The sequence below is a fragment of the Nocardia sp. NPDC058058 genome (assembly GCF_042885355.1).
Taxonomy (GTDB): Bacteria; Actinomycetota; Actinomycetes; order Mycobacteriales; family Mycobacteriaceae; genus Nocardia.
Map to the genome: position 1 here is coordinate 2739024 of NZ_JBHVSA010000001.1, position 17219 is coordinate 2756242.

General features: G+C 66.2%; 17 protein-coding genes. 1 reads left to right on the forward strand and 16 read right to left on the reverse strand.

The features are described from left to right. Nucleotides 1–22: 22 nt before the first annotated feature. The 12 genes from ACFVUS_RS12765 to ACFVUS_RS12820 all read right to left on the reverse strand — a co-directional run bounded on the left by ACFVUS_RS12765 (nt 23) and on the right by ACFVUS_RS12820 (nt 10637). On the reverse strand, nt 23–892 hold the full coding sequence (locus ACFVUS_RS12765; protein ID WP_387764495.1) for a hypothetical protein: 870 nt from the start codon (nt 890–892) through the stop codon (nt 23–25). A 291-nt stretch (nt 893–1183) separates the two neighbouring features. Next, complete coding sequence (locus ACFVUS_RS12770) at nt 1184–3631, reverse strand: Tex family protein (RefSeq protein WP_387765541.1); 2448 nt, start codon at nt 3629–3631, stop codon at nt 1184–1186. An 86-nt stretch (nt 3632–3717) separates the two neighbouring features. After that, a complete protein-coding gene (trmD, locus tag ACFVUS_RS12775; protein WP_387765544.1) occupies nt 3718–4407 on the reverse strand; it encodes a tRNA (guanosine(37)-N1)-methyltransferase TrmD in 690 nt (229 codons plus the stop codon). 5 nt (nt 4408–4412) lie between these two features. Further along, nucleotides 4413–4952, reverse strand: a complete 540-nt coding sequence (rimM, locus tag ACFVUS_RS12780; RefSeq protein ID WP_387764496.1) for a ribosome maturation factor RimM — start codon at nt 4950–4952, stop codon at nt 4413–4415. Further along, nucleotides 4953–5195, reverse strand: a complete 243-nt coding sequence (locus tag ACFVUS_RS12785) for an RNA-binding protein (RefSeq protein ID WP_067574801.1) — start codon at nt 5193–5195, stop codon at nt 4953–4955. Continuing rightward, nucleotides 5195–5641 (reverse strand): 30S ribosomal protein S16, encoded by a 447-nt coding sequence (gene rpsP, locus ACFVUS_RS12790; protein WP_364630590.1) that lies wholly within the window; start codon nt 5639–5641, stop codon nt 5195–5197. The genes ACFVUS_RS12785 and rpsP overlap by 1 nt, the downstream gene beginning before the upstream one ends. A gap of 202 nt (nt 5642–5843) precedes the next feature. After that, a complete protein-coding gene (locus ACFVUS_RS12795) occupies nt 5844–6398 on the reverse strand; it encodes a dihydrofolate reductase family protein (protein ID WP_387764499.1) in 555 nt (184 codons plus the stop codon). Nucleotides 6399–6704: 306 nt separating this feature from the next. Continuing rightward, a complete protein-coding gene (locus ACFVUS_RS12800; RefSeq protein ID WP_387764501.1) occupies nt 6705–7283 on the reverse strand; it encodes a Uma2 family endonuclease in 579 nt (192 codons plus the stop codon). 105 nt (nt 7284–7388) lie between these two features. Continuing rightward, nucleotides 7389–7517, reverse strand: a complete 129-nt coding sequence (locus tag ACFVUS_RS12805; protein ID WP_387764503.1) for a hypothetical protein — start codon at nt 7515–7517, stop codon at nt 7389–7391. A 71-nt stretch (nt 7518–7588) separates the two neighbouring features. Next, nucleotides 7589–8689, reverse strand: coding sequence for an amidohydrolase family protein (locus ACFVUS_RS12810; protein ID WP_387764505.1), 1101 nt, complete (start codon nt 8687–8689; stop codon nt 7589–7591). Between the two features lie 74 nt (nt 8690–8763). Next, nucleotides 8764–9666, reverse strand: coding sequence for an NAD-dependent epimerase/dehydratase family protein (locus tag ACFVUS_RS12815; protein ID WP_387764507.1), 903 nt, complete (start codon nt 9664–9666; stop codon nt 8764–8766). Next, nucleotides 9663–10637 carry a LysR family transcriptional regulator gene (locus ACFVUS_RS12820; protein WP_387764509.1) on the reverse strand — a complete coding sequence of 325 codons (975 nt, stop codon included), beginning with the start codon at nt 10635–10637 and terminating at the stop codon, nt 9663–9665. Before ACFVUS_RS12820 ends, ACFVUS_RS12815 begins: the two co-directional genes overlap by 4 nt. 74 nt (nt 10638–10711) lie before the next feature. On the opposite strand from ACFVUS_RS12820, the gene ACFVUS_RS12825 reads away from it, so the two are divergent. After that, nucleotides 10712–10873 (forward strand): hypothetical protein, encoded by a 162-nt coding sequence (locus ACFVUS_RS12825; RefSeq protein WP_387764511.1) that lies wholly within the window; start codon nt 10712–10714, stop codon nt 10871–10873. 1020 nt (nt 10874–11893) lie between these two features. Here ACFVUS_RS12825 and ACFVUS_RS12830 read toward each other — a convergent pair. From ACFVUS_RS12830 to ACFVUS_RS12845, 4 genes are all read right to left on the reverse strand, one after another. Continuing rightward, nucleotides 11894–12286 carry a hypothetical protein gene (locus ACFVUS_RS12830; protein ID WP_387764513.1) on the reverse strand — a complete coding sequence of 131 codons (393 nt, stop codon included), beginning with the start codon at nt 12284–12286 and terminating at the stop codon, nt 11894–11896. A gap of 255 nt (nt 12287–12541) precedes the next feature. Next, nucleotides 12542–14113: a signal recognition particle protein gene (ffh, locus tag ACFVUS_RS12835; RefSeq protein ID WP_387764515.1), complete on the reverse strand. Its 1572-nt coding sequence runs from the start codon at nt 14111–14113 to the stop codon at nt 12542–12544. A gap of 108 nt (nt 14114–14221) precedes the next feature. Then, entirely contained in the window at nt 14222–14533 is a 312-nt protein-coding gene (locus tag ACFVUS_RS12840) for a hypothetical protein (RefSeq protein WP_387764517.1), read from the reverse strand. A gap of 157 nt (nt 14534–14690) precedes the next feature. Continuing rightward, complete coding sequence (locus ACFVUS_RS12845; protein WP_387764519.1) at nt 14691–17198, reverse strand: [protein-PII] uridylyltransferase; 2508 nt, start codon at nt 17196–17198, stop codon at nt 14691–14693. Between the last annotated feature and the right edge of the window lie 21 nt (nt 17199–17219).

The window sequence follows — 17219 nt, forward strand, 5'->3', positions numbered from 1 at the left end:
CCCAACCCTGACACGCCGACCGTCAGTCAGCAATCTTTCTGCTACCCAGGTGTGGCGTGGGTAACGGGGCGGACGGGGCCGGAACCACGGTACGCACCAACTCTTCCTCGGCTGCCCTGCGCACATGCGCGACATCCGGGCTACCCGCGACCAGATCCTGGAGGAAGATCTTCGCCCGGATCACCGGCCGCCGATATTTGCGCTCCCGCACGATCGCGCGCCGCATCCGCCCGCGGCGACTGCCGTACCGCCAGCGCGCCCACGGCGCACCCGGACGACTCAATCGCAGCGCGCCGACCACCAGCAATGGCGGGAAGAACATGCCGAACAGACCGGTCCAAATCTTGCCCTTGGCAATCACAATCGCGGCCAGCAACAGATTCACCACCGCGAACGCGGCGATGAGAGTGCGCTCTGCGGTACCGGGATCACGCCGGAAATCATTGATATCGAGCAACCACAGCGGATGGAAACCGAGCAGCAGCAGACCGGTGACCGCGACCGCGACGAACACGGCGTCGACCGAAGTACGGCCCTGCTCTTCCCAATACACGTCACGCAGGTAGTAGATGAGCGCGAACTCGTCCAGCACCAGGGCCGCGCCGACCCCGAAAACCGCCGCCACCGCGCCGACCACTCCGCTGCTGCTGTCGTACAGCGTCACCAGCGTGACGCCCGAACCCAGCACCAGGATGACGCCGAACACCATGTGATGGATGTGCACATCGCCCGCGCGGACATTGCCGGGCCACCAGCGCACCTGTTTGCGAATGAGCCGCACGCTGATCCGAATCAGGATGAAACCGACAATGAAGCCGAGCAGCAGACATGCCAGCGGCAGCCGCCCGTTCTCCACGACGTCGTGCTCCCACCAGCGGTGCAAACCCTTCATCCCGGTCTCGTCTCCCCGTTCCGTCGCTCCGACAAGGTCACGATCGAGCGTAGCGACGACTCGGAAGTGCCCACGTCACCGCCATTCTGCACCCCGCCGTCAGCCGCTCCGTGAACCCGAACCAACAACGAACAAGACAGCAGACACCAGGACGAGAACCCCCATTCGAGGCCGAACCCGGCCGGGGGAGGCTCCCGGCAGCGGGAGCGGAAACCGGTGCGGCAGACCGACACCGAGGTAATGGCGCAGGCCCCGCTCGGGGTTACCTGCGCCATTACCCGGACGTGAGAACTACTTGCCGAAGCCCGCCCGGCGCAGGGCATCGGCCATCGAGCCGCTCGGGGCGGCCTGCGGGCGATTGCCGCCCTGACCACCACGCGCGCCGCCACCCTGACCACCGCGGGGGTTACCGCCTTGGCCACCCTGGCCGCCGCGCGCACCGCCGCCACCTTGGCCGCGCGGGTTACCGCCACCCTGACCGCCCTGACGTGCGCCGCCGCCCTGACCACCGCGCGGACGGCCTTCGCCGCGTTCGGGTTTCGGTGCGCCGGGCTCATCGTCCAGGCGCAGCGAGAGGCCGATGCGCTGGCGCTGCACATCCACCTCCATGACCTTGACCTTCACCACATCACCGGACTTCACGACCTCGCGCGGATCCTTCACGAAGTTGTGCGACATGGCCGAGACGTGCACGAGGCCGTCCTGGTGCACGCCGATATCGATGAACGCGCCGAAGGCGGCGACATTGGTGACGACGCCTTCCAGGACCATGCCCGGCTTCAGGTCGGCGACCTTCTCGATGCCCGCGGCGAATTCGGCGGTCTTGAATTCCGGGCGCGGGTCGCGACCGGGCTTCTCGAGCTCGGCGATGATGTCGGTGACCGTGGGGACACCGAAACGCTCATCGGTGAAATCGGCCGGGCGCAGCGCGCGCAGGGCCGTGGTGTTGCCGATGAGTTCGTGCATACCGCGACCGCTGGCCTCGAGCATGCGCCGGACCACCGGGTAGGCCTCCGGGTGCACCGAGGAGGTGTCCAGCGGGTCGTCGCCGCCGCGAATGCGCAGGAAGCCCGCGCACTGTTCGAAAGCCTTGGGGCCCAGCCGCGGCACGCTCAGCAGCGCGGTGCGGCTGCGGAACGGGCCGTTGGCGTCACGATGCGCCACAATGCTTTCCGCGACCGAGCCGGTGATACCGGAGACGCGGGACAGCAGCGGCACCGAGGCGGTGTTGACGTCGACGCCGACCGCGTTCACCGCGTCCTCGACGACCGCGCCGAGCGAGCGGGCCAGCAGGGTTTCGGAGATGTCGTGCTGGTACTGGCCGACGCCGATGGACTTGGGATCGATCTTCACCAGCTCGGCCAACGGGTCCTGCAGGCGACGGGCGATGGAGACCGCACCGCGCAGCGAGACATCCATATCCGGGAGTTCCACCGAGGCGTACGCCGACGCGGAATACACCGACGCGCCCGCCTCCGACACCACGATCTTGGTGGGCTTGTTCTCCGGAATACGCGAAATGAGTTCGGCGGCAAGGGCATCGGTCTCGCGCGAGGCGGTGCCGTTGCCGATGGCGATGAGCTCCACCTTGAACCGCGCCACCAGTGCGCCCAGTACGGCGAGCGACTTCTCGGTCTGCCCGGTGTGCGGGTAGATGACCTCGGTGGCGACGGCCTTACCGGTGGAGTCGACCACCGCGACCTTCACGCCCGTGCGGAAGCCCGGGTCCAGGCCCATGGTGGTGCGGGTGCCGGCGGGCGCGGCGAGCAGCAGATCGCGCAGGTTCATGGCGAAGACGTCGACGGCGTCGCGTTCGGCGCTCTGGCGCAGGCGCATCCGGATATCGATGCCCATGCTCACCTGGAGCTTGGTCCGCCATGCCCAGCGCACGGTGTCCAGCAGCCAGGTGTCGGCCGGGCGGCCCTGTGCGGCGATGCCGAACTTGTGCGCGATGCGGCCCTCGTAGACGGTGCGCTCGCCCGGCTCCGGCTCTTCGGTATCGGCTTCGAGGTGCAGGGTGAGCACCTCTTCCTTCTCACCGCGCAGCAGCGCCAGAATGCGGTGCGAGGGCAGCTTCGAGAACGGTTCGCTGAATTCGAAGTAGTCGGCGAACTTCGCGCCCGCCTCTTCCTTGCCCGCGCGCACCGTCGAGCTGACCTGTCCGCGATTCCACATGAGTTCGCGCAGTTCACCGACCAGGTCGGCGTCCTCGGCGAAGCGTTCCACCAGGATCGACCGCGCGCCGTCGAGCTGTTCGGCGTTGTACTGCGCGGGATCGGTGGTCGGATCGCCGATCAGGGCGTCGGCGACGGGCTCGTGCCCGGCCTCGCGCGCGATCTGCGCCTTGGTGCGCCGCTTGGGCTTGTACGGCAGGTAGATGTCCTCGAGCCGGGCCTTGGTATCGGCGAGCATGAGCTGCGCGTGCAGCGCATCGTCGAGTTTGCCCTGGCCGCGGATGGATTCGATGATCGAGCCGCGGCGGTCGTCGAGTTCGCGCAGGTAGTTCAGGCGCTCATCGAGTTGGCGCAGCTGCGCGTCGTCCAGGCCGCCGGTGACCTCCTTGCGGTACCGGGCCACGAACGGAACGGTGGAGCCCGCGTCGAGGAGTTCGACGGCGGCACGCACCTGCTCTTCCCGCACCCCCAGCTCGTCGGCGATACGGCGGCCGACGCTGGCTAGGCGGACGGTTCCGGTTCCGGTGGAGCTGACGGTGTCTGCGTTGACAGGTTCGGAGGCTATCGTCACGCCCGCAGACACTACCGTCGCAAGGCGACAAGCCCGCACAGTGCCGCACCGAAAGGGCAACAAAGCGAACTGCGCGAAGATTATTCGCCTTCGGGCGGCAGCAGATCGGGGCGGCGGGCGCGGGTGCGTTCCAGGGACTGTTCGTGACGCCAAGCATCGATCTTGGCGTGATTGCCGGACAGCAGGATGTCGGGGACATCGAGTTCGCGCCAGGACACCGGGCGGGTGTAACTGGGGCCCTCGAGAAGTCCGTCCGAGAACGAATCCTGTTCGTGCGACTGCTTATTGCCGAGCACGCCGGGCATCAGGCGCACCACGGCCTCGGTCATGACGAGCACCGCGGCCTCGCCGCCGATCAGCACGTAATCGCCGATGCTGACCTCTTCGACGCGCACGCGCCGGGCCGCGTCATCGAAAACGCGTTGATCGATGCCTTCGTACCGACCGCACGCGAACACCAAATGCTTTTCGGTCGACCATCTTTCGGCCGTGCGCTGGGTGAACGGCACACCGGCGGGAGTGGGCACCACCAGCAGCGCGTCATCGGGGCAGACGTCATCCAGCGCCGGACCCCACACGGTCGGTTTCATGACCATGCCGGGGCCGCCGCCGTACGGGGTGTCGTCGACGGCCTTGTGCACGTCATGCGTCCAGTCACGCAGATCGTGCACGCCGACTTCGAGCAGCCCTTTGTCGATTGCCTTGCCCAGCAAGGCCGTTCGCAACGGCTCCAGATATTCGGGGAAGATCGTGACGACGTCGATTCGCATCGCGCTCACTCCGGATCCAGCAGACCTTCGGGCGGATCGATGACGATCAGGGCGTCGGCGATCGATACGGTGGGGACCATCGCATTCACGAAGGGCACCAGGATCTCTCGCCCCGCGGGACCGGGGAAGCCCTCGGCCGCGGTGATCGAAAGCAGTTCTCCCGCAGCGGAATGCAGCACTTCGCGGACCTTGCCCACGACGGTGCCATCGCCCAATTGCACGGTGAGACCTTCGAGTTCGTGATCGTAGTACTCGTCCGAATCCTCCGAGGGCGGCAGATCGGCGGTATCGATCACGAAGAGCATGCCGCGCAACGCATCCGCGGCTTCACGCGTGACGAGCCCGTCCAGACGCACGAGAAGCCGGCCCGAGTGCTCCCGGGCCGACTCCACTACGTACTTCTGGGTCTGCTTCGCGCGCGGCAGCCGCCCGGAAAGGGAGCTACCGGGCGCGAAACGCAGATCCGGCTCGTCGGTGCGGACCTCTACGACGAGTTCGCCACGCACACCGTGCGATTTGGCGACCCGCCCGACGACGAGTTCCATCTATTGATCCGTGTCGACCACGTCGACGCGAATGCCCTTACCGCCGATACCGGCGACGAGGGTGCGCAGTGCGGTCGCGGTACGTCCACCGCGCCCGATCACCTTGCCCAGATCATCGGGATGCACATGCACCTCGACGGTCCGGCCACGACGGCTGGTGATCAGCTCGACGTGGACATCGTCCGGATTGGCGACGATGCCGCGAACCAGATGTTCGACGGCATCGGCGACGACGGCCGTCATTACTCGGCAGCCGGGGTCTCGGCAGCCTCGGTGGAAGCCTCGGCGGCCTCCTCCTTCTTGGCGGCCTTCTTCTTCGGGGTGACGGCCTCGGTGGTGGGCTCGCTGTCGGCAGCGGCCAGCGCGGCGTTGAACAGGTCCAGCTTGGACGGCTTGGCGGCCTTGGTCTTCAGGGTGCCCTCGGCGCCCGGCAGGCCCTTGAACTTCTGCCAGTCGCCGGTGATCTCCAGCAGACGCTGCACGGGCTCGGTCGGCTGCGCACCGACACCCAGCCAGTACTGCGCGCGCTCGGAATCGATCTGGATGAGCGAGGGCTCTTCCTTCGGCTGGTAGATGCCGATGGACTCGATCGCGCGGCCGTCACGACGGGTACGGGCATCGGCGACGACGATGCGGTACTGCGGGTTGCGGATCTTGCCCAGACGGGTCAGCTTGATACGAACAGCCATGAGACTGTGCCTTTCGATGGCGGCCTTCCACGCGGGAAAGCCTGAGTGGTCACGGCGCAATTCAGCAGCCCACACGGGGTGGGCCCGGTTTTGCGTTGAGTGTGTGACCGCCGCGCGGAACGTATCCGGAGACGGGCTGCACTGTCCTCGACGAGGACGAGCGACCATTCTGCCAGACGGGGTGCGCGCCCCCGAAATCGGGCTAGTCGGTGCGATAGCGCAGCAGCACGATGCCGGAGCGGAACTGTTTGCTCTCGACCAGCCGCAGGGCGGGCACCTTCGCGCCCTCGGGGAACAGTCGCGCGCCCTGGCCCAGGACCACCGGATAGACGAACAGCCGGTACTCGTCGACCAGTCCGGCGGCGGTCAGATCGTGCACCAGGGTGATGCTGCCGGTGCTGACGATATCCTTCCCGGCCTGCTCTTTGATCGCGCGGACCTCGTCCAGCGAGCGCAGCACGATCGAATTGTTCCAGCCCGGATCGCCCATGGTCCGGGAGACCGCGTACTTGCGCATCTCGTTCAACTCGGCGGTGATGCCGGTGTCGTCGTCGTGCTGTTTCGGCCAGTACTCGCGCATGCCCTCGAAGGTGACCCGCCCGTACAGCACGGCATCGCACGCGGCGGTGTGCTTCATGATTTCGGCGAGCACATCGCCGAGTTCCCCCTGCTCCCCCGCGCCGACCGTGAACCAGCCTTCGGTCGCGTCGATGACTCCGTCGAGCGTGATGTTCTGCGTGACAACCAGATCCCGCATGATCAACCTCCCTATCGGTGCAAATGCCTATCCAGTAGGGACGCCCCGGCGGCCGGGAACTCATCGGTGACACGAATCAGCCCACCGGAGCCCGCGCGACTCCGATGGGCTGATCGTGTGGTCTCAGTGGCCGATACTGCCGGTCAGCAGCTTGACGACCAGTCCGGCCAGCACGGCCGTGGCAAAGCTTTCAACGGAACCCAAGGTCTTCTCCTAACAAGGTGGAACGACAAAACATGTGAAGCATGACTGATTCACTTGTCCCGTGTAGCCGAATCCACCAACCTGTGAGTCGATTTCGCGCGGTCAGCTCAGGAGCGAGGTATCCACCGTCACCAAGACCGGTCCGGGTGCGACGACGGTCTCGCCCGCAGCCGCATAGACCTCCTGCCGATACCCGGTCTCGCCCATCCGGTAACAGCAGAACTTGGCAGGTCTACCCGAATGCAGCTCGACAGTCCACAGATACCGAACGCGAGCGGACGCGTAGCCCGCCATCTTCGTATCGCGCTCTTCGCGGGTGTTGCCGGGCGACCACACCTCAACGGCCAGCACGAGTTCATCCGGCTCATAGCTGGTCCGATCGATACCGGCGGTAACCACGGCAACATCGGGAATGACGCCGGTCCGGAACGCGGTACTGATCTTCACGGCGACCGCGGGGAGAACACGTAGATCCGAACGACCCGCCTCGGAGACAGCGGCGTCGAGCAGTTTCGCAAGCTGGAACGAGGCATGCTGATGCCAGCCACCGGGCGCAGGTGTCATATAGCGGTACCCCAGAATGAGTTCGAGACGGGATCCATCGGACGGCTGCTCCTCGGCTAGCCAGTCCTCCACGGTCGTCGGCCCCAGTGGGTGAATAGTCGAAACCTCCGCTGTCATGGTCATTTCCGTCCGATCATGTCGCCACATGAATTGTCGGGATCACTCTCGATCCCTGCCAGTCTGACACGCCCCACCGACACAAATCCGCTGATACAGAGGCATTCACGAGGCGGTCGCGGACACAAGCGCGGCGATGAGGAACACGGCGACGAAACCGCCCAGAATCCAGATCTGGGCGGGCGCGTCCACGCCGTATGAACCGCGCCGCCGGTATGCGGGAACGGTGCTCATGGCAATTCCCCTCCGAATGCCTGGGTGATTGGATTCTAGGAGGCTGGGCGGCGGGCGAATAGCCCATGGAATTACCGGTATGCGGTGACCGGGTCGCGGCGGTCGTAGACGTGGCCGCGCAGGACTACCCAGGCGGGGGTGCTCAGGATGGTGAGGTCGAGGCGCGGATCCTGCTGGTAGACAATGAAATCGGCGCGGGCGCCGGGTTCTATGCCGGAGCGGTGGAGCCAGGAGCGGGCGTTCCAGGAGGAGGCGCCGAGGGCGTCGTGGTTGGAGAAACCGGCGCCGGACAGGGCTGAGATCTCGTCGGCTATGCGGCCGTGCGGGATGGAGCCGCCCGCGTCGGTGCCGGTGTAGATGGGGACGCCCGCTTCGTGTGCCTTGGCGACGGTGTCGCGGGAGCGGCGATGCAGATCGCGCATATGCGCCGCGTAGACGGGGAATTTGCCTGCGCTGTCGGCGATTTCGGGGAAGGTGTCGATATTGATCAGGGTCGGGACCAGGGCGGTGCCATTGCGCGCCATCATCTCGATGGTGTCGTCGGTGAGCCCGGTGCCGTGCTCGATGCAGTCGATTCCCGCTTCCAGCAGGCCGTAGAGGGCGTCCTCGCCGAATACGTGCGAGGTCACGCGCGCGCCCTCGCGATGGGCGGCGTCGATCGCCTCTTTCAGAATGGCGTCCGACCACAGCGGCGCCAGATCACCCACCGACCGGTCGATCCAGTCACCCACGATCTTGACCCAGCCGTCCCCGCGCCGCGCCTGCTCGGCCACGATCTCCGGCAGATCCCGCTCGTCATCGAGTTCGATCCCGAGTTCGCGAATGTACCTGCGCGGCCGGGCGATATGCCGCCCCGCACGAATGATCTCGGGCAGATCCTCCCGCTCATCGATGAACCGGGTATCGATCGGCGATCCGGCATCGCGCAGCAGCAGGGCCCCCGCATCCCGCTCGACCTCCGCCTGCGCGACGGCCCCGGCCGAATCCTCGTCCCCGCCACCGTATTTGATGCCGACATGGCAGTGCGCGTCCACCAGCCCAGGCACGATCCACCCCGAAGCGTGCACGGTATCGGCGTCGGCGACCGGCTCGAACGAGATAACCCCGTCCCGCACCCAGATATCGCGCAACTCCCCCTCGGGCAGCACCATACCGCGGAAATGCAGACGCATCACCGGCCTCCTCGCCACATCGTGTCCGGACACCTTCGGCTCCACTACAAACTACCGCCGCGCGGTGCGCAAGATCAGTGCGCGAAGGTGCGCCAAGCCTCGCGGGCGCTGGGAAATCCGGGAGACCAGTCGGTGGTCGACCGGAAAAGGACGCTGCTGACCCGCAGGGAGCGGGTTGTCGAGGTCATGCGATGTCCCGCGAGCAGGGTGGCCCGGCCCGGTCCGCGCAGCCACGGTCGCGCGCCCGCCGCCCCGGCGAGCGCGGCGGCATAGTCCCGGTGGGTGAGCGGCTCGTCGTCCACGACGTTGTAGGTTCCGGCGGGCGCGGTGAGAGCGGCGAGTACCGCCGCCGCACCGTCCGTGAGATGGATCGAGGAGATGTAGGCGTTCGGCGGTCCGGTCATGATCACCACGTGCCGGCGGGCGAGGGCGAACATCTCCGCGCTGTGCGCCGCGCCGGGGCCGCAGAAGACGCCGAAGCGCAGTACGACCCCGGAGCCGCCCGCCGCGGTGTACCGAGCGGTATTCGCTTCCGCGGCAATGTTTCCCGCCGCCCGAGGGTAGTGATCGACCGGCGACTCCTCGGTGATCCATTGCGCGCCGTGGTCGGGGTAGATCATCGAGACCGATTCCTGCACCAGGTGCGCGACCCCGGCCTTCGTGGCGGCGGCCGCGACCGCGGCCGAGCCCTCCACGCGAATTCGAGTGCAGCGCCGCCACGCTCGTTGCGATAGCCACTGCCAGGTGGCGGGCAGGGCGGTGGCGAGATTCACCACGGCGTCGTGACCGTCGAAAGCCGTTGTGAGAGCGTCGATGTCGAACAGCGATCGAATGACCGGAGTGGCACCGCGGGCGCGAATCCAGTCGGCCTTCTCCGGTGTGCGCGCCAGAGCCGTCACCTCGTGCCCCGCCCGCACCAGCGCCGGGAGCGCGTGGCTGCCGATCGCTCCGGTTCCGCCGGTCAGGAATACCTTCATGCGATAGCCCCGCTTCCGCCGCTATTTACTACATTATGTAGTAAATCAGGCTGGAGCGCGGTGATATCGGTGCGCCGCGCGCACGCCTGCCGGATGGCGGTGAGCCCGGCCGCGACGACAGGGTGCTCCGCGCTGCCCCGACGTATCACCGTGAGATGCCGCCGACTCGGTGCGGTACTGCCGTGCAGGGGAATTCGGACGACCTGCAATTCGGCGGGCAGCAATGTCATCCGGGCCACCAGGCTGACACCGAAGCCGTATGCGACCATCGCGGCAACACCGGTGAAATCGACTGCGCGACCGGCGATCCGGGGTGTGAATCCGGCCGCCGCGCACGCGGCGGTCACCACCAGATGGTGCGTGATCCGTTCCAGCCCACTGATCCACGGCTCCGCGGCGACTTCGAAAAGCGCGACACTGTCGCGGTGCGCGAGCGAATGCCCCACCGGCACCAGCAGATCCATCGGTTCATCGAGCAGGGGCCGCTGCTCGAAACGTGGATCATCGAGCGCGGGACTGCCGGGCGCGGGCAGCACCACCGCGATATCGCTGTCCCCGGCCAGCAGCAGTTCGAAACAGTGCTTGCTCTCGTCCTCGAACAGTTCGACGGTCAGGTCCGGATGCGCGTCCCGCAGCCCCGCGGCCGCCCCGACCACCACCGCCGCGAGCGCGGTCGGCATGGCACTGATGCGCAGCACCCCGGCGACCCCCGCCCGATGTCCGGCCAGCTCCGCCCGGGCCAGTTCCGCTTGCGCCGCAAGCAGATCCGCGTGCCGCAGCAGAGCCCGCGCGGCGGCAGTCAACCGCACCCGCCGACCCACCTGCTCCAGCAGTTCGACATCGAGTTCCTTGGCGAGCCCGCGCAATTGCTGCGACACCGTCGACGGCGTCAGATGCAATGCCATCGCGGTCGCGGTCACGGTGCCGCGATCCCGCAGCACCCGCAGTGTGTGCAGACGTGGATCGATCATGTGGTGATTCCGAACGTTTCGATGCGGAACTATTCGATGGACCCGACACTACCTCGCGGCGAACCATGAAAACCATGCCCGCAACCACCCTCTGCGACCATCCGATCGACCCCACCCGCATCCTGTCCCGCCACCGCACCTCCGAGGGTGTAATCACCTACACCCGATGCCACTGCGGCACGATCCGAATGTGGCTCTCGCCCAACACCTTCGGCACCCCCGTCACCCTGCGCTGATCCCGCCCCGTCGCCCGTGACCACAGCAGGCGCGCCTGCCGAGCCCGCCCGCAACGCCACTCAGCCCTCGCACCCGCTATACGTCCGGCGGCTGCGGTCGACGAAGCTCAACGCGCGGCGGCACACGCAGGGCCGCAAGCAACATCCTTGCGTCCGCGCGCTTATAAGGATCGCGGGACAGAACGGCCGTCATACCGGCCGCAAATCGGACTGGCCCGTCGCAGTACAGCCACACACTGAAAGCGGGAAGAGCGACGAATGTTCCCAAGATTGACTGCACGCCGGAAAGCATATTTCCTCAGGCATGAACAGAGAAGGCCCCGAATTGGATCCCGGAACAGGCTAACGCATTAGAAGGGTCACCGCCACGCCGTCCACCGGTCAATGTGACCGGCACATTGCATGTCAAAGTGACACGTAAATCCGACAAACAACTTCGCGACCTGCAGAAATGTCAATTGTTCAAAAAATATGAAAGATACAATCCAACCGAATGGTTCGTGTGTCAAATCATATTTCTCCATCCGATTTCAACGCCCGATTTGTTGCCATCTAGGTGAATAGACCGAAAATCTGCGCATCGCCGCACGCCTCGGAGGTACGTCGCGAACTGGTGTGCCGATCCGAGCACGGCCAGCAGCTGGCCGTCCGTAGGCGATTCCAGTTCGGCAATGCGGTCGGCCACCTTCGCCGCCGGCTCCCAGGAAGGATCGTTCCGGGTGCCTCGCAGGAATCGCCATCTCGTGGGTAGCTGGTCGAACACGCAAAGGAAAGCCCAGTTGGCGGACATTCGCGATGTTAATTGCGATCCTCGGAATAGCGAAACTCCCTCTCCTGCAACAGGAGAGGGAGTTCTACGCGTTTCAGGAGACTGGCTTCCACACCCCAACCCGACTGCTCTCGAACTACCCTGCACTGCACTCACTCTTATCGTGCGGAGGTCCGGGTAGTCTTCGGACTTCGCCCTTGATGTGATGTGTTGGGACAGTCCGGTTTTGGAAAACGCACTGCAATCAGCAATCAACCACGAGGGAGAGCCGCACAGGCAGCGTTGCTGGAGACTAACGCAAGCGCGTTAGGCTCTTGTTTCGCCGCCTCCCCTTTGGCGTCATTGGCGTTGCTCGCGACGGCGGCACCCAACGCGAGATCCTTCGCAACCATCCGTTGTGTCGAACCCGGCTTCGAGGCGTACTGCTTGCAGAACTTCGTGATGAATTCTTCAGGCGTCCAGAAACCCGATTGGGGTGACGATACGGTGTCGGCGAGGGCTTGAACCTGGCTGCGGAAACCGATTGCGGTGGCTGCGCTGGTGGTGGTAGTCGACGGCGATGCTTTGTCGTCCGAGGTAGAGCAGCCAGCAAGCACACCTGCGGCCAGCGCAACGCAGACCGCACCCCCTATAGCAATCTTCACTTGTACTCTTTCTTGTTCAGGTGCAAGGGATCTGAGCTTAGAACCCGACCCATTCCAGGTAACAGCCCGGCCCCCTCACACGGTGAACGTAACGCGTTCGTGGATCGTCCCCTTGGCGTGCGTTCAAAATACCTGCCGCACAGTCAGTCTCCGGCGAGGATGCCCGGCGCAGCTTCAACATCTGCGCGGTCCCGTCCCGCCCGCGACGCCTCTCGGCCCCGCCGCGATGCGACGAAGCCGAGTCGGGAGTGTGCGCTACTTCTTGGGGAAGTTGAGTTTCGACAGGTCGAAGCCCTCGAGGCCCGGGGGAAGTTCGTTCAGACCGGCGGGCATGTTGGACAGGTCGGGCATGCCGCCCGGCATACCGCCGGGGAGGGCGGGCATGCCGGGGAAGCCGCCGCGCATCTTGGGCGGGGTGGGGCCGCGGCCGCCCTTCTTGCCCTTCTTGCCTTTGCCCTTCTTGTTGTTGCCGCCGCGCGAGCCGGGCAGGCCGAACTGGCGGCTCATCATGCCCATCATCTTCTTGGCTTCGAAGAAGCGGTCGACGAGCTGGTTGACCTCGGAGACCGAGACGCCGGAGCCGTTGGCGATGCGCAGGCGGCGCGAGGCGTTGATGATCTTCGGGTTATCCCGCTCGGCGGGGGTCATACCGCGAATGATGGCCTGTACGCGGTCGAGCTGCTTGTCATCGACCTGTGCGAGAACGTCTTTCATCTGCCCCGCGCCCGGCAGCATGCCGAGCAGGTTGCCGATGGGACCCATCTTGCGGATGGCGAGCATCTGCTCGAGGAAGTCCTCGAGGGTGAGTTCGCCGGAGCCGATCTTGCGCGCGGCCTCCTCGGCCTGCTGCGCGTCGTAGACCTGTTCGGCCTGCTCGATCAGGGTGAGCAGATCGCCCATGCCGAGGATCCGGCTGGCCATGCGGTCGGGGTGGAAGACGTCGAAGTCCTCCAGCTTCTCGCCGGTGGAGGCGAAAAGGATGGGCTGGCCGGTGATTTCACGCACGGACAGCGCCGCACCACCGCGCGCGTCACCGTCGAGCTTGGTGAGCACGACACCGGTGAAGCCGACGCCGTCGCGGAACGCCTCGGCGGTGGTGACCGCGTCCTGGCCGATCATGGAGTCGAGCACGAACAGCGTCTCGTCCGGGTTGACGGCGTCGCGGATGCCCGCGGCCTGCGCCATCAGTTCGGCGTCGATGCCGAGGCGACCGGCGGTGTCGACGATGACGATGTCGTACTGCTTGGCCTTGGCCTCGTCGATACCGCGCCGTGCCACATCGACCGGATCGGCCGCGGAGACACCGAGCGGGTTCTCGCCGCCGCCGATGGAGGTGCCCGGGTTGGGCGCGAACACCGGCACCCCGGCGCGCTCGCCGACGACCTGGAGCTGGGTGACCGCGCCGGGGCGCTGGAGGTCACAGGCCACGAGCAGCGGCTGATGCCCCTGCCCCTTCAGCCATTTCGCGAGCTTGCCCGCGAGGGTGGTCTTACCCGCACCTTGCAAACCGGCCAGCATGATGACCGTGGGCGGGTTCTTGGCGTACTGCAGTCGCCGGGTCTCGCCGCCGAGAATGGCGATGAGTTCCTCGTTGACGATCTTGACGACCTGCTGTGCCGGATTCAGCGCCGCGGAGACCTCGGCGCCCTTGGCGCGCTCCTTGATCTTGGCGATGAAGGTGCGGACCACGGGCAGTGCGACGTCGGCCTCGAGCAGCGCGAGCCGGATCTCCCGGGCGGTGGCATCGATGTCGGCAGGTGACAGGCGCCCCTTTCCGCGCAGATCCTTGAGGGCACCGGCCAACCGGTCGGAAAGGGATTCGAACACCGATGCTCCTGATCTCGAGGGACGTCACTCGAGATACCAGGGTAGTGGGATCCGCGGCGGGCCGTTATTCCAGGGACCGCACGCTGCGCTTTTTCCGGTGCGCGCGGGCTATTCCAGTGATCGCGGCCGGGTGGTGGCGGGGCGGCGCAGGTCGTGCTGTTCGCTGGCCACCATGCCGATTGCCTCGCGGGCGGTGAGCCCGAGACCGAGGGCGAGTCCGTCGAGCAGGGCCCATTCGGATTCGGTCGGCGCGTGGTTCGCGATGGTGGAGGCGATGGTCATGGCGTTCACCGCCTGCTGACCGGAGAGGGTGCGACCGGGTAACCAGGAAACCACCCAGCGATCGCCGCCTACGCAGCGCGCGATGTGCGTGGTCATATCGCTTGTCATCATCGACGCTGAAACAACTTCGATGGCCACCGACCAGCTCCCCTCATACGCGCGCGACAGCATTGGTTGAGGCGATATTAGGGGGCGGTGAGTACCGCGTGATCAGTATTTCAGCAAATTACGTGCAACGATCGGATTAACTGGCAAACGTACGGTTTGCCAGTTAATACAGCATCCTGGCGACCGGTCAGAAAACCGAGGTTGATCCGTTTTCAGTGTCCGATTCGGGCAATTTCTTCGGTTGTTGCGGAGGCACCACCGCGAGTACCGCCGCTTCGATTTCCGCGCGGCGTTCCGGCGTGTCGGAGGCGCCCAGATCCAGGCAGAACGTATCGACGACGGCCGCGCCGAGCGTGTGCACCTTCGCCCAGGACACATTCGCACCGGATTCCGCGAGCGCGGCGGCCAAACGGCTCAGCAATCCGATTCGATCCTCGGCGCGCAATTCCAGCAGTACCCGTCCGGTTTCCGCGGTTTCATTCCAGAGCACGCGCGGCGCGGCTTGCGCGTAAGGGCTGGGCTGGGTGCCGCCCGCTTCGCGTTCCTTACGCGCGAGCACCGAAACCAGGTCCAAATCCCCGTTTATGGCCCTGATCAATTCCTGCCGCAGCAGACCCGGATCCGGCGGATTTCCGAAACGCGGCGCGACCACGAAGGTATCGATGGCCGAATCGCCGACGCTCGCGAGTTCGGCCGAGAGCACCCGCAGCGAATGCATGGCCAGCACGCCCGCGGCGTCCGAGAGCAGGCCCGGGGTGTCCGGTGCGACGACGGTGACGATATGGGTGTACCGGCCGTCCCCCTGCTTCAATTCCACGTGCACGCCGCCCTTTTCGGCACGTTCGCGCAGATCGTCCGGAATCGTCTCGGGTTTGGGCAGCTCCTCCCCCGCCATCGACAACCGGCAGCGGCGCACCAGATCACCGATCAGCGAGGCCTTCCAGTCGTTCCACACCCCCGGCCCGGTGGCCAGCGAATCGGCTTCGGCCAGCGCGGCCAGCAGTTCGAGCAATTGCGGATCACCGTCGAGCGCCTCGACCACCATTTTCACGGTGTCCGGATCGGCGAGATCGCGGCGCGTGGCGGTATCGGGCAGCAGCAGATGCTGGCGCACCATGGCCGAGAGCGTACGCACATCCGAGGGCCACAGCCCGAGCCTGCGCCCGATGGAGGTGGCCAATTCCGCCCCGACCACGCTGTGATCCTCGGTGCGGCCCTTGCCGATATCGTGCAGCAGCGCCCCGATCAGCAGCAGGTCCGGCCGCGCCACCCGGGTGGAGAGCGCACCGGCCTGCGCGACCGCCTCCATCAGGTGGCGGTCCACGGTCCAGGTGTGCATGGCATCGCGCGGCGGCAGATCCCGCACCACACCCCACTCCGGAAAGAGCCTGCCCCACAGGCCCGTTCGATCCAAAGCCTCGATGGCGTCGATGGTGCCGCGGCCCGCGCCCAGCAATACCAGCAGGTCGTTGAGGGCTTCCTTGGGCCACGGCTCGCGTAGTTCGGGCGCGTCCTCGGAGAGTCTGTTCAAAGTCGTCGCCGACATCGGCAATCCGGTCTGCGCCGAGGCCGCGGCCACGCGCAGTATCAATCCCGGATCGCGCTGCGGCCGCGCGTCTCTGGCGAGCACCACTTCACCGGAATGCTCGACCACCCCCTCATCGAGTGGTCGGCGTACCGGCATGCGGCGCAGGCGGGCGAGACCGCGGCGCGGCAGCGCGTTGGCGGCGGTGCGCAGCCCGACATCGGTGGAATAGCTGACGGTTCGCGCCGCATCGCTGAGGGTGCGGGCGAGATCGAAGCGATCCCCGATGCGCAGGGCCGCGCCGATCTCATCGGCATCCTGGGCGCGCAATTGGTCGCGGGCGCGACCGGCAACCCGATGCAGTTCGGTGCGAACATCCAGCAATTTGCGCTGTGCCTGCTTCAACCCGCCGCCGGGCACATCCGGACCGAGCCCCGGCATGGCGTCGGTCAGTTGTGCGATGGCGAGGGCGTCGAGCAGTTGGATATCGCGCAGTCCGCCGCGCCCGTTCTTGAGATCGGGTTCGGCGCGGTGCGCGATCTCTCCGCTACGCCGCCAACGGGTTTCGGCCTGTGCGATGAGACCGTCGAACCGGGACCGGACCCCGGCGCGCCAATCCCGTCGCACCCCGCTGATGAGCAGATTGCTGAGCCCTTCGTCGCCGACGATGTGACGGGCCTCCAGCATGCCCAGCGCGGCGGTGAGATCGTCGGCGGCCACGCGCAGCGCCTGCGGCACCGTGCGCACGCTGTGATCGAGCTTGATGTGCGCGTCCCACAGCGGGTACCAGAGCTGATCGGCGACCTCGGCGACCTTGGCGGGGTCGACGTCGTCGTAGAGCAGCACCAGATCCAGATCCGAGTAGGGCAGCATTTCGCGACGGCCCAGGCCGCCCACCGCGACGATGGCCAGACCGCTGCCGTCGACGATGCCGACCTCGTGACCCTTTGTGGTCAGCCATAATTCGTAGAGATCGACCAGCGCCAGGCGCAGCGTCTCCGGTTCCAGCCGGGTGGCGCGCCCGTGTGCGCTGTGTTCGGCGAGTAGTTGGTTGCGGGCCCGGACCAGATCCGACGCTCCGTTCGAGACCTTCTCCGAGGCGTCTTTGGAATCCTTGGCGTCCTTGTCATCGCGTCCCTGCTGGAAACCCACACCGACCACCCATCTCATTCAGTTCGTGATCCCCGGCTG